Here is a 24332-nt window from a genome sequence, read left to right as displayed (position 1 = left end):
GGGTACTCCTCAGACGAGCATGGAGACTCCGCCGTCGACGTAGACGGCGGTCCCGGTGATGAACGAGGCTTTGGGGGAGAGTAGGAACTCCGCCGCGGCGGCCTGCTCGTCGGGCTCGGCGAGACGGCCGAGCGGGATGCCGGGGCGGAACGCCTCGAGTGACCCGCCGACCTTCTCCTTCAGGAGGTTCGGTCCGTCGGTGCGCATCGCCTGCTCGATCATGGGCGTCATGGTGACGCCGGGGCAGAGGATGTTGACGCGGACGCCGTCGCCGGCAAGTTCGAGGGCGACCTGCTTGCTCAGGTTGAGCACGGCGGCCTTGCTGGAGCAGTACGCCGATTGGTTTATACGTGCGCCGTCGGCGGTCACCGAGGCGACCGTCACCGCGGCGCCCTTGCTCTTGATCAGCTCGGGAGCGGCGGCGCGCAGCGCGACGAAGGTTCCCTTCACGTTGACGGCATAGATCTTCTCGAAATCGGCCAGATCGAGGTCCTGGAAGCCTGCGGCGGTCTGCCGGATGCCGGCGGCGGTGATCAGTCCGTACAGCCCGCCCCAACGGTCGACGACCGTCGCGACGGCCGCCCTCATGGACTCCTCGTCCGTGGTGTCGGCAGTGACGCCGATGACCTCGATGCCGTCTTCTGCGAGCTCGGCGACGGCGCGGTCTATCGCGTCGGGGAAGAGGTCGCACAGCGCCACGCGCGCCCCCGATATCGCCAGGCGCCGCGCCATGGCGACGCCCATGCCGCCGGACCCTCCGGTGATGAGGATTGCTTCTCCGTTGAATTCCATCTGTGACCTCTTCGTCGCATTCGGGTGCTGCTGGGTTTTGAACCTGTGGTTCCGGATCGTGATCAGTGCGTGGCGCGCAGCCTTTCGATGACCGCGGAGGCTACCTCGGCCGTATTCGCCGTGCCGCCGAGATCGCGGGTCTTGATGCCGGCGCCGAGGGTATCCTCCACGGCGCGCATGAGTCGTGCGGCGGCGTCGGCCTCGCCCAGGTGTTCGAGCATCATCGCCCCCGACCAGATCTGGCCGACCGGGTTGGCGATGCCCTGGCCCGCGATGTCGGGCGCGGAGCCGTGGACCGGCTCGAACATCGACGGATGCTCACGTTCAGGGTTGATGTTGGCCGACGGCGCGATGCCGATGCTCCCGGCAACGGCCGCACCGAGATCGGTGAGGATGTCGCCGAACAGATTGGAGGCCACGACGACGTCGAACCGCTTCGGGTCGAGCACGAACATCGCCACCAGGGCGTCGATGTGGTATTGCTGCGTCGTCGCCTGCGGGTGGGCCGCTGCGCGCTCCGCGAAGATCTCGTCCCAGAACGGCATGGTGTAGACGATCCCGTTGCTCTTGGTGGCGGAGGTGACGTCGCCCCGCCTCCGTGCGGCGAGTTCGAATGCGTAGTTCATGACCCTCTCGATGCCCCGCCGGGTGAACACCGATTCCTGCACGACGAGTTCATGCGGTGTTCCGGCATAGAGCCGACCGCCGATGCGGGAGTACTCGCCCTCGACGTTCTCACGGATCACCGCCATGTCCATGTCTGCGGGGGAGATGCCCGCGAGGGGCGTGGGAACCCCGGCGAGCAGACGGGCCGGGCGCAGGTTCACGTACTGGTCGAACTCCCGGCGGATCGGGATGAGCATGCCCCATAGCGACTCGTGGTCGGGCACCCCGGGTGCCCCCACGGCGCCGAGGAAGATCGCGTCATCCGCGGCCATCTGCTCCAGGGCATCCTCGGGCATCATCCGGCCGGTGCGCAGGAAGTAGTCGCATCCCCAGTCCCGGACCCTCCAGTCGAACCGGATGCCGTGCAGGCCGCCGAGAGCGTCGAGCACGTCGATCGCCGCCGGGACGACCTCGTTGCCGATGCCGTCGCCGGGAAGGGTTGCGATCCGGTAGGTGCGCTCCTCGCCGGTGCTGTCCGCTGTCATCCTCAGTCTTCCTTCCCTGTCAGTTGAAGTTCGCCCGTCAAGACGGTCGTACGCCTGCCGTCGGCGTTCTCGGTCCACAGCTCGAGCGAGACGCGGTGATGCGCGGCATCCACATCCGTCACCTGCCCGCGGCAGGTGATCGGCGCGCCGACGACGTCGACCCCCTGATACCGGGCGCGAAGGCTGACGAACCAGCTTCCGTGCCCGCCCCAGCGCGTGGCGAGGTCGGCGAGGAAGCCGGCCTTGAGGAATCCGTGCACGATCACGTCGTCGAAGCCCCGGCTCCGCGCATAGTCGCCGTCGTAGTGGATGCCGGACGGATCGTGCGCTGCACCGGAGTACTGCACGAGCTGCCTCGTGGTCGTGAAGCGCACCTCGGCGGGCAGCTCCATACCGGTCTCGGCGACGCGGCCGTCGGCGACGGTGATCATGCTCTGCCCTCCGTTTCGGAATCGATATCGAAGGCGAGTACGTGGCCACAGCGGCTCGTGCCGATCGGGTCGCCGGAGACGTCGATGAGCTCGTTCTCACGCACCCGGAACAACAGGGTGCCGCGACTGCCCGTCTTCTCGTAGACCTCGGTGTAGCGCGTCGTCACCTTCACGACGTCGCCGACCCGGATGGGGCGCACGTAGGCGATCTCGTTGAAGGCGTTGCCGCCGCCGGTCTTGCGGAACGGCAGATCCTGCAGGAATGCGTCGAGGTCGATGTCTCTGCGCTCCACGGGGTCGAGCGCCCCGAAGTAGATGGCCGGTGCGGCGTCGCCCTGGACGAACTCGCGCTTCTCTCCCGTGACCGCCTCGACGAACCCGGCGATGTCGTTCGCCGTCACCTCATATGTGAAGACTCCCGCGATGTCGCCGAGCCGGACGGCCCGGCGGAGTCGCTCGAGTGGGAGGCCGCCCTGCTGCTCCTGCACGACGGCGACGCAGGTGCCGCTGACGGACCTGTCGCCGTTCGCGCCCGTGACCCAGACATCGAGGTGTACGCGCAGCGTTCCGTCGTCGGCGTGCTCGAGCTCGACGACCTCACCGCCGAAGGTCAGCTGCTCTCCCACCAGATCGGCGTGCAGGTAGTTGGTCGAGAACGATCGTAAGGCGGCGTCGCCCAGCCAGCGACTCACCAGGCAGCGGAGCACCGCGGACTTCCAGGGACCGTGCGCGACGGGACCACGGAAGCCCTTGGCCGCCGCCGCGGACGGGTCGAAGTGGAACGACGTGAAGTCGCCGCTCGCGGCGGCCCAACGCACGGCATCCTGGTACGAGACCGTGATCGGTCCCAGTTCCGGGAGCCGCTCACCGGCCTGAGGGACCCTGCCGTGCGGGGTGATCGCGAACGCGTTGAGAGCTCGATCGTCGGCCGGTGCCGCCGTGACGGACGCCCCGGCTGACGGGGCGTCGGCGTTCGGGTCGGCAGTCGGCGACGCCGGGTCGGCCGGTTCGAGGTCGAGGCTGAATCCGCGCACGGTGCCGACCTGCACGCCGCGTTCGTCATGGAGGCGGGTCTCGTAGCAGGTGCGGGTCATCTGGCGGCCCGTCGAGACGGTGCGCTCGGCCACTTCGGCGATGCGCGATATCGCCGTCAGGATACCGGGGGAGAGTGGGGAGAGTTGCTCCCATTCGCTGCCGCCGTCGATCGTGACGCCTAGCTGCGCGGGCCGCGGCAGGCCCGATTCGAGGGCGAGCACGAGCGGGTCGGGGCAGAAGTCCGCCAGCGACGTGTCCGCTGCCGTCTCGTCGCCGGCACTGAGCCGAAGCGCGTCGCGTCGCTCGGCGGTGAGACTGATCCGCTGCACGCGTCCGATCCGTCCGACGAGGGCGGTGAGTTCGGCAGAGGATGCTTGGTTCCACGGGGTGGTCATGCGCCAGCTCCTTCGACGACGACCGCGCTCGGCGCTGTCCCGATCTTTGCTGCCCAGATCTTCGAAAACGATTTCCAGGAGAAGACGAGAGCGATCGTGGCGAACGCATCGCGGCCATGCTGCAGCGACACGCATCGGCCCAGAACGCCCGGCGCAATACGCGTCGACTGCGTCGGGGACGTCGTGCGTCCGACGGAGCGGTTCGTAAGCATCATTGCTTCTTTCGGTACCGTTTTCAGAGCCGCACCGACAAGCGGTGTCGGGCGAGTGATCTCACGCTAGGCGAAATGATCTGGCAGTGCAAGGGATTCGTCGTAATCGCCTCCCGTTGGCCTCGCACGAAGGTCACGACAGCACCCAGTCCGTCGACTCCCTGATCACGAGACGCGTGGGAAGCACGACCGTATGGCTCCGCGATGAGCCGGTCGCGAGCTTGTTCAGCATCATTGCAGCCGCTCTTCGTCCGACCGCGACCGTGTCGCGCTCGATCGCGGTGAGCGCCGGCGAGTGCAGCGATGCGAGCGCGCTCTCCTCGCCCACGGCGACCGCCATGTTCTCTCCGATTCGGATGCCGCGGCGACGCAGCTCATGCAGGGCTCCGGCGAGCGCCGACAGGTTTCCGTTGCCGACGATCACGGCCGTGGGGGGCTCGGGATGCTCCAGCATCGTGGCGATCGCCTCGGCGGCATACGCCTCGGTGCCTCGTCCGGATATGAGCAGATCGTGCCGCACTGGCAGGCCGTACTCGGAGAAGGTCTCCTGAAGTGCCCTGACCCGCTCGCGGCTCGGATAACCGTTGGGCTGGCCGGTGAACAACGCGATGCGACGGTGGCCGTTGCCGATCAGATGCGCCACGAGTGCCCGCGTGGCGTAGTAATGATCGCTCACGACCGAGCTGACGCTGTCGAGGTTCATCTGCCGGTCGAGGAGCACGACCGGCACGTCGACCTTCGCGAGGATGGCGGCGAGTTCTTCGTTCTGATCCGATGCGAACGAGGCGATGAGCCCATCTACCCGCCGCTGATGCAGCAGCTTGAGGTTGGCGACGTCGTTCGCATCCTCGCCGCGCGAGTGGGCGAGGATCACGCCGTATCCGGCGGCGCGCAGATCCTCCTCGATGATATCGACCCACTTCGCGACGATCGGATTCAGGATGTCGTTGATCATCACGCCGACGGTCTTCGTGTACCCGCGACGCAGCCCCGCAGCGACGAGATCCGGCTGATATCCGACCTCCTCGACGGCGGCGAGGACTCGCTCGCGGAGGTCGTCGCTCACGTTCGGGTAATCGCTGAGCACGCGCGTCACCGAAGCCGGCGCCACACCTGCTCGCCTGGCCACATCTCGTATGGTCGCCACGGTTGCCCCTTCCATCGTCATGCGCGCGTTCTTGCGATCATGACATGTTCGGAAACGATATCGCTTGTTCAGGACATCAGGTTGCAGAGCATCAGAACAGGCCCGGCCAGCGTGAGGATCAGCACCAGGTATAGCAGGTTCATGCGGGCGATCGCGAAGTTGTCGGCCTGGAATCGTCCGTTCAGGAAGATGTTTAGGCCCGAGATCGGTCCGGCGGCCGCCGAGCCACCCCACGCGATCATGCCGCACATGGCGTACAGGGTCGGATCGGGATGCAGCGGTGCGATGATGGCGGCCACCGCAGCGATCGAGATCACCGGATGCACGCCGATGAGAGACATGAGAGCCATGACGATGGTGGCGAGCCACGCCACCGGCACCGTGAACTCCGTGACGAGAAGGGTGAGCTGAACGGCGGAGAACAGCGAGCTCAGGCCGATCGCGAGAACCCCGGCCGCTGCGAACAGGGTGAGTTCGTTCGTCATTCCCGGCAGGCCGAAGCGCATGTGCGAAACCAGCCGATCTGGCGCTGTACGTGCCGATCGGGCCATCAGCACGACGACCGTGACACCGAGAGCGCTCAACAGGACCAACCGCGTGATGGGCACATCGGGAAGCAGCAGATGCAGCGTCAGCACGAGAACGACCAGTGCGATCGGAACCTGGAGAGTGCTGACGGAGAGGGCATAGCCGTGGTACCCGTCGAGCTCGCCGCGGAAGCGACGCACCACCGCGGTGATGCTGTACAGGAATGCCACGGCGGTGAGGGTGAGGCCGCAGACGACGAGCACGTTCGTCTTCGCCCCCGGTGCATAGGCGATCGCCGCAGCGTTTGCTCCCCAGAACGGCGACCAGAAGGCCGCAGCCGAGAAGGAGCGAGACAGCAGAAGCTCGTTCAGCCGGCTCAGGCGGCCCTTGACGCTCAGCCTTCCCCCGATGAGGTTGAGCGCGCTGATGTTGATGACCGAACCTAGCAGATGGACCGCGGCGGCCGTCCGCCAGACCGCCTTCGCGCCGGTGAACCGTGGCGTTCGCGGTGGTGAGGCGCCGGTGATCAGCCCGAGGAACGACACTGATGCCAGCATCCCGATGAGATCCTGATTGACCGTGAGCGCCTCGGGGACGGTGGGAACGTGCCCCAGTATCAGCCCGGCCACGAGCGCCGCGATGCCGCAGCCGACGAGGACGAGCGAGATGACCAACTGGACTCGGCGGACGATCAGCAGACCCACCACCGCAGCCAGAAGCGTGAGCGCCCCGGCCACCAGCGTCGCCTGGGGGACGGCGATGGAGACGCCGACGGTGATCACCAGCGCTGTGAGGATCACCGCCATGACGGCGTTCATGATCTTCGTGTGAGGTTCCTCTCTCCGCTGGGGCGTCGCGCAGCCCGAATCGCGTCAGCTGGCGAGACTGACCCCTGCCGTCTGCAGCGTGCTGCGGATGTTCTCCGCCGCACCCGCCTCGAGCGGCATGAGCGGTGAGCGCACGGTCGCTGTTCTGATGATCCCACGGGCGACGAGCCCCAGCTTCATCGCGGTGGTCGACTCGATGTGCGACGCGCGATGGTAGACCGCGCGGGTGATGGGACGCATCCGATCGTAGGTCGCCTTGGCCGCGTCGTAGTCGTGCGCCTTGGCGTTCTCGAGGAGTTCGACCATCATCTCCGGGATGAGGGCGGCATACCCGACGAGGGCTCCGTCGGATTCCCACATCGTGTGCAGGAGGAACTCGTCCTGGCAGGTGAGCATCTGGATCTCGGGGAAGTGCGCACGGATGATCGGCGTCTCGACGTCCCAGCGGATCATGTCACGCGCACCGTCCTTGATGGCGAACACTCCGTCCATCGCGCACAGCTCGAGCAGCAGCGGCAGCTGATATGTCGCGAGCGACACGTTCGGGAAGTTGAACAGCGTGATTGGCAGCGACGCGGCATTCCACACCGCGCGGTAGCGGTCCTGCGTTGCGCCGTCCTGGTAGCCGAAGCGCAGGGATGCCAGCGGGGGGAAGACGAGCAGCGAATCGGCACCGGCTTCTGCTGCGCGCTCTGATTCGCGGGCGACCACGCGCGTGCCCTCGCCTCCGACGCCGGCGACGATGTGCAGGTCGGGCACCTCCTTCTTGATCACGCGGATGATCTCGGTCCGCTCGTCATCGCTGAGGGACGTGCCCTCTCCGGCGTGCGCGTTGGTGACGATCCCGGTCACTCCGGGAATCGTTTTCAACCATGCGGCGTATGACACGAGACTGTCGTAGTCGACCTCGCCGTCCTCGTCGAACGGCGTGACGATCGCGGGGGTGACCCCGCGCAGATCGGGTACAGGCATCCTTGCCCCTTCGCTCTGGCCCAAAGGCGATTGATGCCTTCATTGAACTCTTGAAAGCGGATCATTGCAACCGTTTTCTAAGATTTCAGCCGATCGAGCGAGAGGCCAGAATCGAGAGAAGCTTGTTTTTCCGCGGGTAAACCGTAGACGAGAAGGTTGGATCCGTCTATTGTTGAAAACGGTACCGAAAGAATGGAATCAATGATGAGTCCCGTTCCACATACGTCCGACGTCGTCGTGATCGGCGGCGGGGGGTCAGGATTGGCCACTGCGGTCGCTGCCGCAGAGGGCGGCGCCGACGTCGTTCTGCTAGAGCGGCGATCAGAGATCGGTGGCAGCACAGCGCTCTCGATCGGTTCCCTGACAGCCGCGGGGACGTCCTTTCAGCGACGTCGCGGCATCGTCGACGATCCCGATCATCTCGTCGAGGACATGTGGAAGTTCGATGAAGAGCTTCTCAGCGGCGACGCCCCCGACCTGCGACGGCTCTACGCGCACGAGTCGGCCCGCACGCTCGCCTGGCTGATCGAGCACGGCGTCGCCTTCGCGGGGCCGTTCCCCGAGCATCCGCATCGCGTCCCGCGCATGCACAACGTCATCCCGAACTCACGCAGTTACGTCGCTCGACTTGACGAAGCGGCACGAAGGGCGGGGGTCTCGGTGATCACGGGCGCCGAGGCGGAGCGGCTCCTGGAAGAGGATGGTGCTGTCGTCGGCGTAAGCGCACTGGTCGACGGTCAGCCGCGCGACTTCCTGGCGAACAGGGGCGTGGTCATCGCGAGCGGTGACTTCAGCGGCAACCGGGTCATGCGAGAGGAGTTGCTGTCGCGCAGCGCTGCCGGCGCGGTGCCGATCAATCCCGACGCGCTCGGGTTCGGCCACCGGATGGCCGCAGACGTCGGCGCGGAGCTCAAGCACATGGACAAGCTGTTCGGCCCGCAACTGCGATTCCCCGCCTCGCCCAAGCCCGGCCTGCTCGACAGGCTTCCGCTGTGGCGCTGGTTCTGCCGGCTCGAGGCACTCGTTGCGAACAACGTGCCGCCGTCCTTTCTGCGGCCCGTCGTGAAGTCGCTGCTCGTATCGCACATGTCGCCTACGGACGAGATGTTCCGCCGCGGAGCGATTCTCGTCAACGCCTCCGGCGAACGGTTCGGGCAAGAGGCGCATCCCGCCGACGAGCTCGCCCTTCAGCCTCATGGACGAGGCTTCCTCATTCTCGACCGCCGCCTCGCCGCCGAGTTCGATGCATCCCCGCACCACATCTCCACGGCGCCCGGCATCGCATTCGCCTACTTCTCCGACTACGCGCGGGGTCGCCCCGATCTGATATCTCGAGGTGCGGATGCCGCGGAGCTCGCGGCACGGATCGGCGTCGATCCCGGTGCGTTCCAGTCCGCCGTGGACAGCAGTGGACTCACCGGCGAGCTGATCGCGATGGGCCCCGTGCACAGCATGCTCACGGTCACCGAAGGTTCGATCTCTGTCGACGACAGGCTCCGCGTGCTCCGCGACGACGGTTCGGCGATCGCGGGCCTGTACGCCGTCGGTGGCGTGGGCCAGGGCGGAATGCTGTTGAAGGGCCACGGTCATCACATCGGCTGGGCCATGACGTCCGGACGGTTGGCGGGCGCGGCGCTGGCCGCATCCGAGACCACGAACGATCAACCGAGCAACCAAGCGGAACCCCGCAACCAGTAGAGAAGAGATGACTATGACCTCCACACGACTCTTGACCGACGGGGAGCTCGCCTTCCTCAACGGCGTGGACAGTCCCACCGTCGCCAATGCCATCGAGCGGTTCACGATCCGCGATCGGACCGAGGGCTTCATCGGCGGTGATGTCCAGAGCGTCTATCCGGAACTGGGCTCCATGGTGGGCCGCGCCCTGACCGTGACCATGTCGAACGCCCCGGGCGAGCCTGCGCAGCGTGAAGGCTATTGGCGGATGTGGGAGGTGCTCGACGCGATGGAGGGGCCCGTCGTGATCGTCATCGCTGATGCCAGCGGTGCGCCGGAGCGCGTCGCCTACGCCGGCGAGATCATGTCACGCCTCGCACAGCGACTCGGCGCCGTCGGAATGGTGACCGACGGCGCGCTCCGTGACGTCGACGAGGTCCGCGAGATCGGCTTCCACTACTTCATGCGCTTTCCCGTGGTGTCGCACGCGAACTACGAGATCGCATCGGTCGGCGAGCCGATCAACATCGGCGGTCAGCGCATCGTCACCGGTGACCTGCTGCACGGTGACCGCAACGGCATCGTCGTGATCCCGTGGGAGACACTTGACCGTCTTCCCGAAGAGGTCGACGCCGTGCGTCGCGTGGAGCGAGCCGACATGGACATCATCGCCGGCGACGACTTCACGTTGGAGAAGTACAAGAGCCATCGAGGGTACGGCTCCTGACGTCGGCGAGGATGGCGTCTATGGCCTCTGCGGTCGCGAGCGCAGAACGGCCCGTGCTCGGGCACGTTCCGCGTCCGCGGAGCTCGTCGACGATCGTCTGAACAAGCGGCAGGTGGGCGTGCGCGGGGTCGTCGATCAGATACTCCTGCGCCTGGCGGCGGCGCACGAGTCTGATGGGCGCGTGCGCCGAGACCGAGAAGCTCAGCGTTCCGGCCGAACCGATCACGGTCGTCACGTCTTCGTCGTCGGCGCTGTCGAAGCACCAGGTGCCGCTGCCGATCACGCCGTCGGCGAATCGGTACGAGGCCGTCACGGTGTCTTCCAGCGGGCCGATCGCCCCGTGCGACGAGGCGAGGCCGTTCACGTGCTCAATCGGACCGAACAGGAACTGCAGGAAGTCCAGCGTGTGGCACGCGGCGTCGAAGAAGTAGCCGCCTCCCGATGCGCCGGGCGTGTTCTGCCAGGCATCCGCACGTACGCGCTGATAGCGCCGTGAGGCGACAGCACGGATATCGCCGATCGCCCCGTCGTCGATCAGCGTCTTGATCTTGCGGAAACGGGGCAGCGCACGACGGTAATAGGCGACCCAGAGCGGCACGCCGGCACGGTCGCAGGCATCCTGCATCCGTCGACATTCGTCGGCGCTGCGCGCCATCGGCTTCTCCACGTACACCGCCTTGCCCGCCTCCGCGGCGCGCTCCGCATAGTGCAGGTGGGTGTCCGGGTGAGTGGCGATGTAGACGACGTCGATGTCATCGGCCCGGATGATCGCATCGGCATCGTCCGACCACCGAGGGACCCCGTGTCTGCGCGCGTAGTCCTCCGCGAGGTGCGGCGTGCGCCGCATCACCGCCACGAGCTCCGACCCGTCCGCCTTCTGCAGAGCGGGGCCGCTCTTGACCTCTGTCACATCGCCGCATCCGACGATTCCCCATCTGATGTTGCCCATCGACGTGCCTCCTCACACCGGAAGGCCGATGTACTTCTCCTCCATGAACTCGAGGATGCCTTCCGAACCGCCCTCTCGACCGAGGCCGCTCTGCTTCATCCCCCCGAAGGGGGCGGCCGGATCGCTGAGTACGCCCCGATTGACCCCGACCATCCCTGCGTCGAGGCGATGCGCGACCCGCATCGCCTCGCGCTCTTCGCCGAACACGTACGAGATCAGCCCGTACTCCGTGTCGTTGGCCATTCGCACCACCTCGTCGACGTCGTCGAACGCGACGACAGCCGCCACCGGCCCGAAGATCTCCGTGCGATTGATCTCGCTTCCGTGCGGCACGTCGACCACGACCGTGGGTTCGTAGAACGCGCCGTCCTCCGCTGAGCCTCCGCCCTGGACGATCCGGGCGCCCTCATCGACCGCACGATCGACGAGCTGGGCCACCTTGTCGCGTTCACCGCGCGACACCAGCGCTCCGAGGTCATTGCCGCGGTCGCGTCCGGGGCCGACCCGGTACCCGTCGAGCGCGCGGCTGAGGCGGTCGACGAACTCGTCATGCAGAGAGCGGTGCACGTAGAAGCGGTTGGCGGCCGTGCAGGCCGACCCGCCGTTGCGCATCTTCGCGACGAGTGCGCCCTCGATGGTGCTGTCGAGATCGGCGCCCTCGAGCACCAGCAGCGGCGCATTGCCGCCGAGTTCCATCGAAGAGCTGACGACCGTGTCCGCCGCCTCGTGCAGCAGCAGCCTGCCCACCTCCGTCGACCCGGTGAAAGAGAGCTTGCGTACGGCGGGCATGTGCAGCATCCTGCTGACCGCCGGTCCCGTCGGAACGGGCGTCACGAGGTTCACGACGCCACGAGGTACGCCGGCGCGCTCCAGGATGCCGACGATGTGTGCCGCCGTGAAGGGCGTCTCCCGTGCCGGCTTGAGCACGACGGGGCATCCCGCCGCGAGCGCCGGCCCGATCTTACGGGTCGCCATCGCGGCAGGGAAGTTCCACGGAGTGATCAGGAGCGAGACCCCGATCGGTTCGCGGGACACGAGGATGCGCTTGTCGCCGCGCGGCGACAAGCGGTAGTCGCCCGAGATGCGCACGGCTTCCTCCGAGAACCACCGGAAGAACTCGTTCGCGTAGTCGACTTCGGTGAGTGCATCCGCGAACGCCTTGCCGTTCTCCCGCACGATGGTGTCGGCGATCTCCTCGCGCTCTTGCCGCATGATCTCGAACGCCGACCGCAGCAGCTCTCCGCGTTCGCGTGGGGCGGTCAGCGCCCAGTCCTCGAAGGCGCGCTCGGCGGCATCCACCGCGGCGACGCAGTCCTCTTCGGTCGCGACGGCGAACTGTGCGATCTCGGTGAAGTCCGAGGGGTCTACGACCGCGAACGTCTCGCCGCTGCCACCCGATCTCCATTCGCCGTCGATGAAGAGCTGGGTGAGGCGCGATTCAGACATGGTTCCTCCGTCAATCGAACTCGCGGCCGAGGAACGACCGGACGGAATCGGCGAGGTGCCGACCCGTCAGCCGGTACGCATCGAGCACTTCGGCCGGCGTGCCGCTCTCGCCGTACCGGTCGTCGACCCCGAGACGCACGATGGGGCGCGGAAGCCGTTCGCCGAGCAACTCGGCTACGGCACCGCCCAGGCCACCGGCGCGCTGCGCCTCTTCTGCCGTGACGATTCGGCCCGTCTTCCGCACGCTGGCGAGGATCGTGTCCGCGTCGAGCGGCTTGATCGTCGGCACGTGCAGCACCTCGGCGTCCACGCCCTCCTCGGCGAGGATCTTCGCCGCGACGAGCAGCTCGTAGGTCTGGGTGCCGGTTCCGGCCAGTGTCACATCCGTGCCCTGACGGAGCACGTACGCGCGCCCGATCTCGAACGGTGAGTCCTCCGTGCTGAAGACGGGCGTCTTATCGCGAGCCAGGCGAAGGTAGCTGGGTTTGCCGTTCGCCGCGATCGCGATCGTGGCCTTCTCCGCCTCGACGCTGTCGCCGGGAGCGATCACGACCATGTTGGGCATGACGCGCATGAGAGAGATGTCTTCCAGCATCTGGTGGGTCGCTCCGTCCGGGCCGACGTTGAGGCCCGCGTGCGAGCCGACGACCTTGACGGGTTGATCGTTGAGTGCTGCGGTCGTCTTGATCTGCTCCCAGTTGCGGCCGGGGCTGAACGCCGCATAACTGCTCGTGAACGGGATCTTTCCCGCGCGCGCCATGCCGGCGGCGACCGTCACGAGGTTCTGCTCGGCGACTCCCACCTCGATGAAGCGATCCGGGAACTCCTCCTGGAACAGGCTCATCTGCGTGCTCTCGGTGAGGTCGGCGCACAGCGCGACGATGCGCTCGTCGCGGGCGCCGGCGTCGCGCAGCCCTCGGCCGAAGCCCGCGCGGATCGGCTCGCGCACGACGTCGTCGGAGTAGAGGTCGGGGTTCAACGCGTAGTCGCTCATGCTTCTGCCTTTGCATCGAGGGGGAGTCCGGCGAGCGCCTCTTCGGCCTCGGCCCGGTTCGGCGGCTTCCCATGCCAGCGGTGGTCGTACTCCATGAAGGGGACGCCCTTACCGGGGACGGTGTGCGCGATGATCACGGTGGGCTTGTGGCTGACGGCCTTCGCCGTGCCCACGGCATCCAGAATCGCCTGCATGCTGTGGCCGTCGATCTCGAGAACATGCCACCCGAACGATTCCCACTTGCCGCGCAGGTCTTCCAGGGGCATGACCTCTTCGGTCGATCCGTCGATCTGGATGTAGTTGCGGTCGACGATGCCGATCAATTGGCGCAGTCGGTACTTTCCGGCGTACATCGCCGCTTCCCAGATGTTGCCCTCGTTGAGCTCGCCGTCGCCCATCATCACGTACACGAAGCGGTGCGGATCGCGGTCGATGTGCTGCAGCACGTGCGCGTAGCCGGCGCCCTGGGACAGGCCGCTGCCGAGCGGGCCGCTGGTGCTCTCGAGTCCGGGTAGCGAGGTCCGCTCCGGATGGCCTTGCAGGCGTGATCCGAAGCGGCGCAGCGTGTCGAGCTCCTCGACCGGGAAGTAGCCGGAGTGCGCCATGGCCGCGTAGAGCACGGGGACGGTGTGGCCGTTGCTCAGGAGGAAGATGTCTCGCTCATCCCAGTCCGGATTCTGCGGGTCGTGCCTGAGGATGCGGAAGTAGAGGGCGGTGAGGATGTCGGCCATCCCGAGGGGGCCGGCGCTGTGGCCGCTGCCGGCCTTCTCGAGCATCTCGACGATGGAGCGGCGGATGCGGGTCGCCATCTCTTCGAGTTCGCTCGTGTTCAGTGATCTGGCCTGTGCCACGTCGCTGTGCATGTTCCTGTGCCCTTCCGGCATCGACGACGGAATTGCGCATAATTTCACATAGCGCAAACGAATTGTGTATATTGAAGTTTACGGCCTGCGTGCCGGTATGCGCAAATGACGATGGGGCTGTGGTGACCGAGAAGCCGACCACCCGATACGAGTTGGGCAGCGTCGATCGCGCGCTCGAGATTCTGACGATCCTGCAGAGGCATCCGCGAAGCAGACTGGGCGAGATGGCGGAGAAACTGGATGCCAACTCCAGCACGGTGCTGCGTGCGCTGCGCGTGCTCGAGCGACACGCGCTGGTGCGTCGCGCGAACGGCGACATGGAGTACGTGCTCGGCACGCGCCTGGTCGAGCTCGGCCAGGCAGCCCTCGCATCGATCGACATCGTGCCGGCGATTCGTCCTCTGGTCGCCCCGATCGTGCACGACTTCCATGCCACGGCGCACATCGGGATGCTGCGCGCGGGAATGATCACCATCATCGACAAGGTCGACCCCGTCGCGCCGACGGTCGGCTACTCCGCCGTCGGCACACGCATGCCGCTGTACGCCACGGCAGGCGGCAAAGCGGCCACGGCGCTCGCCGGGTCGGCTCTTCTCGACGGCATCGGAGGGCTCTCGCCGTACACGACGAAGACGATCACCGAGCTCGACGTGCTTCGAACCGATCTGGAGGCGACGACGGCCAGGCGATACAGCATCGAGCGCGAGGAGTACCACCTGGGTTTCGGTTGCGTCGGGTCGGCTTTGGCCGTGGGAGGCGACATCTACACCGTCAGCATCTCGGGTTCTCTGCTGGATCCAGCCGTCGTCGACGACTGTGGCGCGCGGCTCCGCGACGCGGTCGACGTGTTCCTGGCCGAGCACGCCGGGGCGGTGTCAGGACTCTGAGTCGCCGGCGCCCACTGCTGACATCGTCTCGGTGAGCACGGCGAAGTTGCCTGCGACGACGTCGAGCCACTGTGTGGGCTCGGCGATCGCCGGCGCCTTCACCTTCACGCCGAAGTACTGAAGACCCGGCACCTGGAGCGCGAGTCTCACGCAGCGTTCCACTTCGGCTCTGGAGAGGAGGCTCGCCTCGGCGGCATCCGACAGCGGACCCGCGCCCCAGTCGCGGATCGGGAGGTGACGGTCTTCCCAGACGTCGCCGTACGCGCCGGCGACCGCTGCACAGCCCGAGAAGATCACCCCGGTGAGTGAGCCCTGCGCGGCGGCGGCCGCGATGTGATCGACCGCGCCGTCGGCCGTGCGCGTCTCGATCACCGACCGGCCCCAGTTGATCACGATGCCCAGGTCGCGTTCTGCCGCAGCGGCGATCTCCTGCTCCAGGGTGAGAAAGCCCTTGGCCGGCGGATGCTCCGCCACGAAGGCATCGCAGTGCTCGATCGCGAGGTCCGCGCCGTGCCACTCCCATGAGGCGATCTCGTCGAGAGAGCGCGCGAACGCATCCGGAGTCGAATGGCCGGCCCCAGGGGCACTGTGCAGCTGGACGGTCTCGATCCGCGCTCTGCCCGATGGATCGGAATTCGAAGGCGCGGAGTTCACCGCCTCGACGAATTCGCGAGCCTCGTCGATCAGCCGCAGCGCGGCGCGCCTCGCGTCCTCATCAGGGGAGGCGAGTCCGAACCGCGGCTGCTCCTGCACGGCGGTCATCGTGGCGGGAACCGTGGTGAGGACGTGCCGGCCGTCGCCGAGCCGAGTCGGATCCTGCCAGGGCGAGTGAGAGCCGATGTAGGGGAGTTCGAGACCGTCGACGCCTGGGATGGCGAGCGCCCCTGCGCTCAACAGCCCGAACTCGGCGTCGGTGCGGAGCGGGCGCGGCGGGGTGCCGTACGAGCCGATGACTGTTCTCATGCAGTGGTCGTCCGTTCTTCTTCAGGGAACCCGGGCACGGGGTCCGCGCCCACGAGTGCGGTGAGCATCGCATTGAGCGGGGTGGGGATGCCGTGGACTGCTCCCGCGCGCACCACGGCGCCGTTGCGGGCCTCGACCTCGGTGCGGCGCCCGGCGATGCGATCGGCGATGATCGAATTGGCGAAGAGGGGCGGGTTCTCGCGTGTGCGCGTGACGACGAGCTCCGGGAGGTCATCGCTGAGCACGGCGCCTTCTGCGCGCCCGACGAGCATCGTCTCGGCGACCACTTCACGGATCATCTCGGCGACCGGCTCCTGATGCGCGATGCCGGCGGGTTGCTTCAGCAGCGCACCGACCGCACCGGCCGCGTTCAGGCAGAGTTTGGTCCAGGCGGTGGAGACGAAGTCGTCGGTGGTGGACACCTCGATCGGCGTCGCGGAAAACAGGTCGACGAACGCTGATCCGGCGGGGCCATGTGGAACGACGAGGGTGCCCATGGTCGCCTGTCGCACGGTACCGTCCGGCATCCGCTGCGCCGGAATGTCGACGATGACCGGCACGATCTGCTGCTCAGGCACATACGGGCGCAATCGAGCAACGTGCTCGACGCCGTTCTGCAGGACGGCCACGCGCGTCCGGGGTGACACGAGTCGGCCGAGCCATCCCGAGGCTGACTGCACGTCATACGTCTTGACGGCGAACAGCACCCAGTCGACCGGCGAGGCATCGTTCGCGACCGTGAGCACCGCAGGGTTCGCCGCGATGCGACCGGTCGGCGTATCGATACGGAGGGAGTCGCGGTGACTTCGCGTGCAGATCGTGACGTCGAGGCGTTCATCCTGCGTCAGCCATGCCGCGATCGTCGATCCGATCGCGCCCGGGCCGACGACGGCGACGGTCGTCATGAGAAGAGGAGGGTCATGAGAAGTGCAGACCCCCGTTGATGTCGTAGTTCGCACCCGTGATGTACCCGGCATCGTCACCGAGCAGATAGGCGATCAGGCTCGCGACCTCGTCGGGGCGCCCCACCCGGCCGACGAGCACGTCACGGCTGAGATCCTGCTTCCGATCGTCGGTCAGGGTGCCGCCCATGATGTCGGTGTCGATCGGACCGGGCGAGACGGCGTTGACGGTGACCCCGAGCGGAGAGAGCTCGCGCGCTACGGCCCGAGAGAACCCGACGACACCCGCCTTGCTCGCCGAGTACGGCACCTTCGAGAAGGTGCCGCCGCCGCGTTCCGCCGAGATCGACGAGAGCGACACGATGCGGCCGAGGGAGTTCTTCACCATCGACTCGGCGGCCCGTCGGGTGGCGAGAAAGACACCGCGCATGTTGACCGCGAAGACGCGCTCCCATTCCTCGACCGTGACCTCGAGGAACGGGACGGGCGAACTGACTCCGGCGATATTGACGAGGCCGACCAGCTGCGGCATCTCCGCCTCGATCCGATCGAACGCGGCGCGCACCTGAGACTCGTCGGCGACCGAGGCTCCGACACCGATGGTCGGTACCCCGAATTCCTCGGCGATCTCGTCGGCGACTCCGCGGGACTGAGTCTCGTCGATGTCGATGATCGCGACGGCCCACCCGTCGGCGGCGAGACGCCGCGCGGTGACGCGTCCGATGCCGCGGGGGGAGGCCCCGCCGGTGATCACGACGGTGCGGGCTTCGGGAAACGTGCTGGTCTCGGTCATGGCTTCTCCGTGGGCGATGGTGAGCGGTCTGACAGGGGGGTCATCGGTTGTACGCGGGCATCGGGCCGCGCAGCTCTGCGCCGACGGCATCCGCGGCTGCGACGACATCGGCACCCAGCGGTCCGCGCGAGAGCAGTTCGATGTTCGACGTGACCTGCTCGACCTTCGAGCCGCCGAGGAGCACCGACTGGGTGATCGGTTTCGAGATCGTCCACCGCAGGGCGAGTTCGAGCAGCGGGATGCCGGCGTCGTCGGCGATCGCCGTGAGCTGTTCGACGGCGGAGAAGAAGCGTTCGTCCCAGTAGCGGTCGCGATATTGTTCAGCTGTTCGTGCGCTGGAGAAGCGGCCCTCGTCGGCGTTCTGATCGAACCTGTACCGACCGGTCAGCAGTCCGCCCGCGAGCGGGTTGTAGATCATCGTGGGGAGAGACGCGACGCGCGCGTACTCCTCGTACTCCTCCTCGACACGGCGGGCGACGAGGTTGTACATCTGCTGGCCGACGACGATGGGCGGTGCGCCCACCTCTGCGGCGACGTTCGTCGCCTGGAGGGTCTGCCACGCCGAGTAGTTCGAGATGCCGACGGCGCCGATCTTTCCCTCCGCCGCGAGCTCGGCGAAGGTCGAGAGCGTGTCGGCGATCGGCGTCGAGCGATCCGGCCTGTGCAGGTAGAGGATGTCGACGTGCTCACGCTGCAGCCGGCGCAGGCTCCCCTCGACCGACTTGCGCACGACGTCGGGGCGCAGCAGCGACTCGGTTCCGACCTCGGGGTGGGGCTGGCCGACCTTGGTGGCCAGGATGACGTCGTCTCGGTCTCCGATCACGCGCCCGATGATCGACTCGGATTCTCCGGCGGAGTAGGCGTTGGCCGTGTCGATCCAGGTGACGCCCGCCTCGAGCGAACGCTCGATGATCTCTCTGGCGCCGTCCTCGTCGGTGGTGTCGCCGAAGGTCATCGTGCCGAGGACCAGGGGGGCGATGGTGGTGAGGCCTGTCATGGTGATATCCCTTTCGATGCAGCCGTGCTCGACGTCAGTTCTCCCGCGTTCCCGGTCCTGTCGGAGGCGCGGCGGTGCTCGCCTGCGACATCTCGGCGGCCTGTCGCAGCGCCTCGATCATGCTCCGGACATCGACGATGCCCTTGCCGGCGATGTCGAAGGCCGTGCCATGGTCGACGGACGTGCGGATCACGGGAAGACCGACGGTGATGTTGGTGCCTGCTTCGATGCCCAGCACCTTGACCGGGCCATGACCCTGGTCGTGGTACATGGCGACGATCAGGTCGTAGTCGCCCCGCCCCGCGAGGAAGAACGCCGTGTCGGCCGGGAGAGGGCCGTGCACGTCCTCGCCTTCGGCCTGCAGGACGCGGATGGCGGGGGCGATCTTCTCTTCCTCTTCGCCGTAGCCGAACAGGCCGTTCTCGCCCGCGTGCGGGTTGATCGCGCAGACGCCGATCTTCGGGCGGGCGATGCCCGTGCCGCGCATCGCCGTGAGTCCTCGGCGGATCGTGCGCTCGACGAGCCCGGGTTCAATCTTGGCGACGGCGTCGATGAGGCCGATGTGCGTCGTCACGTGGATCACTTTGACCTTCGGCGTCGACAGGAGCATCGAGACCTCGTCGGTGCCGGTCAGAGCGGCGAGGAGTTCGGTGTGACCGGGGTAATTGTGGCCGGCGGCGTGCAGGGCCTCCTTGTTCAGCGGGGCCGTGCAGATCGCGTCCACCTCGCCCGCCGTCGCAAGTTCGCTGGCGACCCGCACGTAGTGGAAGGCGGCATCGCCGGCGACCGGCGAGAGCTGACCCCACGGCAGGTCCTCGGGCAGCAGTTCGAGGTCGATCACGTTGATCCGCCCTGGCGTGAACTCCGCGTCGCCGACATCATCGATCGCGACGATGTCGGCGGTGAGCCCGAGGGCGGCGGCCGCCTGTCGCAGCCGGCGTGCGTCGCCGATGACGAGAGGGCGGGAGCGCTCCAGGACTTCGGCATCCAGAGCTGCGGCGACCGTGATCTCGGGACCGACACCGGCACCGTCGCCCATGGTCGTGGCGATCAGGGGCCGGTCGGATGCTGTGCGTTCGTTCATCTCGTGACCTCTCGATGGATTGATGTGTCGGATGCGGTGGAGCCGGAGAGCTCGCGTGCGAAGCGCACGAGACTGTCGGCATCCCCGAAGCTGCCGGGTCTCGTGATGACCGGGATGCCGTTATCGGTCAGCCCCTGCGCGGCGCCGCGGTCGACCTCGGCGCGAATCGTCAGGGCTCTGACCCCCCAACGATCGAGAACGGCGCGCGCAGTCTGTCCTCCGCTGAGCATGAACGAGGTATTCGGTGAGAGTGCCGGTGCGTCAGCGATTGCCTGGGCAAGTGCGTCGGCGAGCTCGGCGCTTTTGGCCGGGTCGAAGTCGGATGCGTGATCGAACGTCACGACCGAGACGGGTTGCGCGAGCGCGTGCGCGATCTCGGTGCGGAGGGCGGGGTCGCCGGCGAGAAGCGCACTCGGTGAGAGGCGCAGCACCGCCGCGCCGATGCCCTCGAGACGATCGATCTGGCGGCGGGCCGTGGGCTCCGATGTGCCGATGATGAACGCCACGCGCGTCGTCGTGATCGGCGGAGGGAGCGTGCTCGAGGTGGTCGGGGCGAGTTCTCCGGCGACCGCGGAGACCAGTGCGGCGGCTCCCACGAGCACCGGGGGCTCATCGAACGACAGTGCTGCCGCGGCGATTCGGCGCAGGTCATCGGTCCTCTCGGCGTCGCAGACGATGATGCCTGGCGCTTCTGCGATCGCGGCGATGAGCTGCTCTGGCTCCGCCCGGACGAGATCGAGCGGCAGTGTTCGCGACGACACGGAAAACGATTTCGATATGGTCTCCGGCGGGCGCGTGAGCTCGATGGACCAGGTGCTCGTCTCGGCGAGAGGCACGCCGCGGACGAGAACTCGTCCCTGGTGGACGGCGCGACCGGCCGAAGGCAGCGCGGGCGCGACGATGACAGGTCGGCCGAGACCGAGCATCCACTCGGTCTCGGCGGCGAAATGGCCTCGTAGCAGCGAGTCGACCTTCCGCACCACGATGTCGCGGCCGGCGAGCGCTGGACGCAGCGATTCCAGCAGGGCGGGAAGCTCTGACGCTGTGGCCGCGCGGGAGTTGGTATCGATTACCGCGGGTTTTGTCGGGTCTGACCGGGGCGCCGTGCCAGCCTGCGACAGCAGATGGACGGGCACCTCAGGATGGGCGTTGCTGAGCGCTGCGGCAGACTCGGCGGCACCGGTGAGGTCGTCCGCGATGACGACGACGTCGGTTGCGCTGCGCTGCACGCTGGTTCCTTCCAGACGGAGTCGTGCGCATTGGTATCGATTCCAAGACTTCAGCCGATACGAGCCGCGCACGTTTCGATCATCTTGACATCATGTGGTCGCGAGGGCAAGCGTGTGGCTGTGATCGATGCGCGACAGCGTGCGCGGGGTCGATCGTGCGGAGAGTAGTCTGAGCGCATCAGTTCGAGGAGACACCATGATTCCCGAGATCAACTACTGGGCCGTGCTGCTCGCGATGCTCTCGAGCATGGTCGTCGGCTCGCTCTGGTATACAACGAAGCTGTTCGGCACGCGCTGGGCGAAGCTCGCGAACGTCGACACGGATCGTCCTGGCGCGAGCGCGGTCTGGCCCATCATCACGACGGTCATCGTCAGTTTCGTCACCGCGTGGGTGCTCGCCGGAGCATCGGCCATCGCCTGGCACTTCTATGGCAGATCGTTCCTGTGGGGAACGATCGTCACGGCGATCCTGTTGTGGGCGGGATTCACCGCCGCCCGGTTCATCACCCACGATGCCTTCGAAGGGCGCCCGACTGCTCTCACCACCATGAATATCGCGCACGAGCTCGTCACGGTCGTCATCATGGCCGTCATCATCGGCGTCTGGCCGCCGGCCGGCACCGTCTGATCTGGTGCTCGGACACGCATCCGGACTCCGCCCCAGGCCTGTCCGGAAAGATGCGGGCGATGCCTCGCTGAACCCGCCAAACCCGGACACGCCTCGATCGATGTTCGGCAAGGGGCGGTGTTAGCGGCTTCGACCGGCAAGAACCCGGACATGCCCGGGGAGGTGGGGGAGAGAGTGCTGCCGGATGCCGGCACAGGACGCGGCTACGCGGCGACGCGGACGATCGCGGAGATCGCGCTCGTGAAGAAGCCGAGGCCGTCGGTGCCCGAGCGCATCGCAGCCGAGGTGTCAGGGCCGAAGCCCGGCTCGGTCGCGTGCTCTGGGTGCGGCATGAGGCCGACGACGTTCCCTGCCTCGTTCGTGATCCCCGCGATGTCGCGCAGCGATCCGTTCGGGTTGAGGCCCGCGTAGCGGAAGGCCACCAGACCCTCCCCCTCGAGGCGATCGAGCGTCTCCTCCGAGGCGATGTAGCCGCCCTCGCCGTTCTTCAGCGGGATGACGATCTCCTGGCCGGTCTTGAACTGATTGGTCCAGGCGGTATCGGAGTTCTCGACCGTGAGCTTCTGGTCGCGACGCACGAAGTGCTGGTGGTCATTGCGGATCAGTCCGCCGGGCAGCAGATGCGCCTCGACGAGCATCTGGAATCCGTTGCAGATCCCGAGCACGGGCAGGCCGTTCGCCGCGGCTTCCTTCACCTCGGTCATGATCGGCGAGAGCGCGGCGATGGCGCCGGAGCGCAGGTAGTCGCCATAGCTGAAACCGCCGGGGAGGACGAGCGCGTCGACGCCGTCGAGGTCGTGCGAGCCGTGCCACAGGGCGACGGGCTCTGCGCCCGCCAGGCGGACGGCGCGCTGCGCGTCGCGGTCGTCCAGCGACCCCGGCCAGGTGATGACGCCGATGCGGACCGTCATTCGACGACCTCGATGCCGACGACGTCGTCGATCACGGCGTTCGACAGCACGTCTTCGGCGATCTTCTTCGCCTCGGCGAGAACCTCGTCGGTGACGTCGCCCTCGACCGTGAGCTCGAAGCGCTTGCCGATGCGCACGTCGCTGAAGCTCGTCACGCCGAGCCGTGAGAACGCGCCGGAGACGGCCTTCCCCTGAGGGTCGAGCAGTTCGGACTTGGGCATGACGTCGACGACGATGGTGGGCATGAACGGCTCCGGATGTCGCGGGAAGGCGGGCACGCCAAGTCTAGCGGCCGTGCGTGCACTCACCCCCGCCGGGGCGGGAAGGCAATGCCCAGGCGGACGACGTACCCCCCGGCTGCGTCCGCCCGGGCATGTCGAGAGTCTGACTCATCGACGCTCCAGCACCCTGTTACCCCAGCGGCGAGAAGTGTCCCTGCACTGGCAGGCTAGAGTCAACGCACAGATGTCGCACCGTGGAGAGTGACGGGGCTCGCCACTCTCCAACAGTCGTCCTCGGGGGGAGTGGCGCGTGAAGCTCAATGAACTGGCGGCTCGGAGCGGAGTCAGGAGAACCACGCTCAAGCACTGGATCAGGGTAGGGATCCTGCCTCCGGGGCGACTGCGCAATCACACCACAGCGGTCTACGAGCAGCGTCACGTCGATCGGGCGCAGCTCATCGCCGTGCTGCGGGACTCGTACGGAGCATCCACCGCCGCGATCAAGTCGCTCACCGATCTGATCGACTCCGAGGGTGTGCTGACGCTCGACGTCATGAACGCCTGCCAGGCGTTCGCGCTCGGAGTGCCGGAGGAGGGCGTCTCCGACCCCGACTACGAGATCTATCGCGAGCGCACCTACGAGCTGATGCGTCGCCGCGACTGGCGCGGCTACCCCGGTGCGGCCGAGCAGGGCCTCGCGCATGCACTCGCGCAGGCTTCGGCGGTCGGCCTCGCCTACGACGTCGACGAGCTCATGGCGTACGCCGACGCCCTGGAGCCGCTCGCAGCCCCGAACGTCGCCGCCCTCCAGCCGGACGGCTCGCCCGACGTGGTCGCGCGGCGGATGCTGCTCGCCATCAACGCCCGCGCGCGACAGCTCGTCGCGGTGAGCAGTCTGGCGCATGCGGCGATCGCCATCCGCTCCGCGATCGAGCGCGGCGTCGCTCCGCCGGATCTCGCAATGCCGCCGCCCGCGCCGGAGCGGTAGCGCAGACGAAGAGCAACCGCGCAGCCGCCGGCGCGTCAGCGCCGCGGCGTCAGGCCGAGTGGAAGACGGTGTGCAGGTCGCCGATCGCCTCGCGGCCGCCGAGACCGTCGATCTCGAACAGCACCGAGATGCCGGAGACGTGCGAGCCCAGGCGCTCGATCAGCTGCCGACCCGCGGCGAGGGTGCCGCCGGTGGCCAGGACGTCGTCGATGAGAAGCACGCGCGAGCCCGCCGGGAGATCGTCGTGCATCTCGACCGTCGCGGTCCCGTATTCGAGTGCGTAGTCCACGGATGCCGCAGGGCGCGGGAGCTTGCCCGCCTTGCGGATCGGGATCAGGCCGACACGGGCCGCGATCGCAGCGGTCCCCGCGATCAGGAAGCCTCGCGCCTCGATCCCCGCGACATAGTCGAACTGACCGGCGAACGGCTCGATGATCGCCTCGGTCGTGACGCGCAGCGCCTCGGCGTCGGCCAGCAGCGGCGTGATGTCGCGGAACAGGATGCCGGGTTCCGGGTAGTCCGGGATGCTGCGGATCAGCGATTCGGCGCGGACGAGGGCGGGAGACAGCTCGGCTGAGGGCAC

25 protein-coding genes are annotated in these 24332 nt (G+C 67.3%); 5 read left to right on the top strand and 20 right to left on the bottom strand.

All coding sequences use genetic code 11. The annotated features are described in order from the left end of the window. Positions 1-9: 9 nt before the first annotated feature. From LQZ87_RS01935 to LQZ87_RS01905, 7 genes are all read right to left on the bottom strand, one after another. Complete coding sequence (locus LQZ87_RS01935; RefSeq protein WP_230101753.1) at positions 10-792, bottom strand: SDR family NAD(P)-dependent oxidoreductase; 783 nt, start codon at positions 790-792, stop codon at positions 10-12. 62 nt (positions 793-854) lie between these two features. Beyond that, a complete protein-coding gene (locus tag LQZ87_RS01930; protein WP_230101752.1) occupies positions 855-1943 on the bottom strand; it encodes a tartrate dehydrogenase in 1089 nt (362 codons plus the stop codon). 2 nt (positions 1944-1945) lie between these two features. Next, a complete protein-coding gene (locus LQZ87_RS01925) occupies positions 1946-2374 on the bottom strand; it encodes a MaoC/PaaZ C-terminal domain-containing protein (RefSeq protein ID WP_230101751.1) in 429 nt (142 codons plus the stop codon). After that, on the bottom strand, positions 2371-3804 hold the full coding sequence (locus LQZ87_RS01920; RefSeq protein ID WP_230101750.1) for a MaoC family dehydratase N-terminal domain-containing protein: 1434 nt from the start codon (positions 3802-3804) through the stop codon (positions 2371-2373). Before LQZ87_RS01920 ends, LQZ87_RS01925 begins: the two co-directional genes overlap by 4 nt. Positions 3805-4149: 345 nt before the next feature. Next, complete coding sequence (locus LQZ87_RS01915; protein WP_230101749.1) at positions 4150-5163, bottom strand: LacI family DNA-binding transcriptional regulator; 1014 nt, start codon at positions 5161-5163, stop codon at positions 4150-4152. 68 nt (positions 5164-5231) lie between these two features. Beyond that, positions 5232-6509 carry a hypothetical protein gene (locus tag LQZ87_RS01910; protein WP_230101748.1) on the bottom strand — a complete coding sequence of 426 codons (1278 nt, stop codon included), beginning with the start codon at positions 6507-6509 and terminating at the stop codon, positions 5232-5234. 54 nt (positions 6510-6563) lie between these two features. Then, the gene (locus tag LQZ87_RS01905; RefSeq protein WP_230101747.1) at positions 6564-7490 is read right to left on the bottom strand and encodes a dihydrodipicolinate synthase family protein; all 927 of its coding nucleotides are present in this window, start codon (positions 7488-7490) and stop codon (positions 6564-6566) included. Between the two features lie 201 nt (positions 7491-7691). Here LQZ87_RS01905 and LQZ87_RS01900 point away from each other — a divergent pair, with 201 nt between their 5' ends. Beyond that, positions 7692-9188 (top strand): FAD-dependent oxidoreductase, encoded by a 1497-nt coding sequence (locus LQZ87_RS01900; protein WP_230101746.1) that lies wholly within the window; start codon positions 7692-7694, stop codon positions 9186-9188. Between the two features lie 13 nt (positions 9189-9201). After that, positions 9202-9894, top strand: coding sequence for an RraA family protein (locus LQZ87_RS01895; RefSeq protein ID WP_230101745.1), 693 nt, complete (start codon positions 9202-9204; stop codon positions 9892-9894). On the opposite strand, the gene LQZ87_RS01890 is transcribed toward LQZ87_RS01895, so the two are convergent. Genes LQZ87_RS01890 through LQZ87_RS01875 form a run of 4 tightly spaced genes read right to left on the bottom strand, consistent with a single transcriptional unit; the run spans position 9851 to position 14146 of the window. Continuing rightward, a complete protein-coding gene (locus tag LQZ87_RS01890) occupies positions 9851-10843 on the bottom strand; it encodes a Gfo/Idh/MocA family oxidoreductase (RefSeq protein WP_230101744.1) in 993 nt (330 codons plus the stop codon). The genes LQZ87_RS01895 and LQZ87_RS01890 overlap by 44 nt on opposite strands. A 12-nt stretch (positions 10844-10855) precedes the next feature. Then, a complete protein-coding gene (locus tag LQZ87_RS01885; RefSeq protein ID WP_230101743.1) occupies positions 10856-12289 on the bottom strand; it encodes an NAD-dependent succinate-semialdehyde dehydrogenase in 1434 nt (477 codons plus the stop codon). Positions 12290-12299: 10 nt separating this feature from the next. Further along, complete coding sequence (locus LQZ87_RS01880; RefSeq protein ID WP_230101742.1) at positions 12300-13283, bottom strand: transketolase C-terminal domain-containing protein; 984 nt, start codon at positions 13281-13283, stop codon at positions 12300-12302. Continuing rightward, positions 13280-14146 (bottom strand): transketolase, encoded by an 867-nt coding sequence (locus LQZ87_RS01875; protein WP_230101741.1) that lies wholly within the window; start codon positions 14144-14146, stop codon positions 13280-13282. The genes LQZ87_RS01880 and LQZ87_RS01875 overlap by 4 nt, the downstream gene beginning before the upstream one ends. Positions 14147-14268: 122 nt before the next feature. Between LQZ87_RS01875 and LQZ87_RS01870 the strand changes: the two genes are divergently transcribed. Further along, complete coding sequence (locus LQZ87_RS01870) at positions 14269-15033, top strand: IclR family transcriptional regulator C-terminal domain-containing protein (RefSeq protein ID WP_230101740.1); 765 nt, start codon at positions 14269-14271, stop codon at positions 15031-15033. Here LQZ87_RS01870 and LQZ87_RS01865 read toward each other — a convergent pair. The 6 genes from LQZ87_RS01865 to LQZ87_RS01840 are packed head-to-tail and all read right to left on the bottom strand — an operon-like array spanning position 15022 to position 21001. After that, the gene (locus LQZ87_RS01865; RefSeq protein ID WP_230101739.1) at positions 15022-15996 is read right to left on the bottom strand and encodes a DUF4862 family protein; all 975 of its coding nucleotides are present in this window, start codon (positions 15994-15996) and stop codon (positions 15022-15024) included. The genes LQZ87_RS01870 and LQZ87_RS01865 overlap by 12 nt on opposite strands. Then, positions 15993-16901, bottom strand: coding sequence for a 2-dehydropantoate 2-reductase (locus LQZ87_RS01860; RefSeq protein WP_230101738.1), 909 nt, complete (start codon positions 16899-16901; stop codon positions 15993-15995). The genes LQZ87_RS01865 and LQZ87_RS01860 overlap by 4 nt, the downstream gene beginning before the upstream one ends. A 13-nt stretch (positions 16902-16914) precedes the next feature. After that, complete coding sequence (locus LQZ87_RS01855) at positions 16915-17691, bottom strand: SDR family NAD(P)-dependent oxidoreductase (protein ID WP_230101737.1); 777 nt, start codon at positions 17689-17691, stop codon at positions 16915-16917. Positions 17692-17731: 40 nt separating this feature from the next. Then, on the bottom strand, positions 17732-18688 hold the full coding sequence (locus tag LQZ87_RS01850; protein WP_230101736.1) for an aldo/keto reductase: 957 nt from the start codon (positions 18686-18688) through the stop codon (positions 17732-17734). Positions 18689-18722: 34 nt separating this feature from the next. Continuing rightward, on the bottom strand, positions 18723-19772 hold the full coding sequence (pdxA, locus tag LQZ87_RS01845) for a 4-hydroxythreonine-4-phosphate dehydrogenase PdxA (RefSeq protein WP_230101735.1): 1050 nt from the start codon (positions 19770-19772) through the stop codon (positions 18723-18725). Continuing rightward, positions 19769-21001, bottom strand: a complete 1233-nt coding sequence (locus LQZ87_RS01840; RefSeq protein ID WP_230101734.1) for a four-carbon acid sugar kinase family protein — start codon at positions 20999-21001, stop codon at positions 19769-19771. Before LQZ87_RS01840 ends, pdxA begins: the two co-directional genes overlap by 4 nt. A 196-nt stretch (positions 21002-21197) precedes the next feature. Between LQZ87_RS01840 and LQZ87_RS01835 the strand changes: the two genes are divergently transcribed. Further along, complete coding sequence (locus LQZ87_RS01835) at positions 21198-21629, top strand: DUF1761 domain-containing protein (protein ID WP_230101733.1); 432 nt, start codon at positions 21198-21200, stop codon at positions 21627-21629. 203 nt (positions 21630-21832) lie between these two features. On the opposite strand, the gene purQ is transcribed toward LQZ87_RS01835, so the two are convergent. Both purQ and purS read right to left on the bottom strand, forming a co-directional pair. After that, positions 21833-22540: a phosphoribosylformylglycinamidine synthase subunit PurQ gene (gene purQ / locus LQZ87_RS01830; RefSeq protein ID WP_230101732.1), complete on the bottom strand. Its 708-nt coding sequence runs from the start codon at positions 22538-22540 to the stop codon at positions 21833-21835. Continuing rightward, entirely contained in the window at positions 22537-22785 is a 249-nt protein-coding gene (purS, locus tag LQZ87_RS01825; RefSeq protein ID WP_230101731.1) for a phosphoribosylformylglycinamidine synthase subunit PurS, read from the bottom strand. Before purS ends, purQ begins: the two co-directional genes overlap by 4 nt. Before the next feature lie 286 nt (positions 22786-23071). Here purS and LQZ87_RS01820 point away from each other — a divergent pair, with 286 nt between their 5' ends. Beyond that, positions 23072-23749, top strand: coding sequence for a MerR family transcriptional regulator (locus tag LQZ87_RS01820; RefSeq protein WP_230101730.1), 678 nt, complete (start codon positions 23072-23074; stop codon positions 23747-23749). 49 nt (positions 23750-23798) lie between these two features. Here LQZ87_RS01820 and LQZ87_RS01815 read toward each other — a convergent pair whose 3' ends face one another. After that, entirely contained in the window at positions 23799-24332 is a 534-nt protein-coding gene (locus LQZ87_RS01815; protein WP_230101729.1) for an adenine phosphoribosyltransferase, read from the bottom strand.

This window comes from Microbacterium sp. Bi121 (genome assembly GCF_918698005.1).
GTDB lineage: Bacteria > Actinomycetota > Actinomycetes > Actinomycetales > Microbacteriaceae > Microbacterium.
The sequence above is the reverse complement of the archived record's forward strand: the minus strand, read 5'-3'. Positions and strand labels throughout refer to the sequence as shown.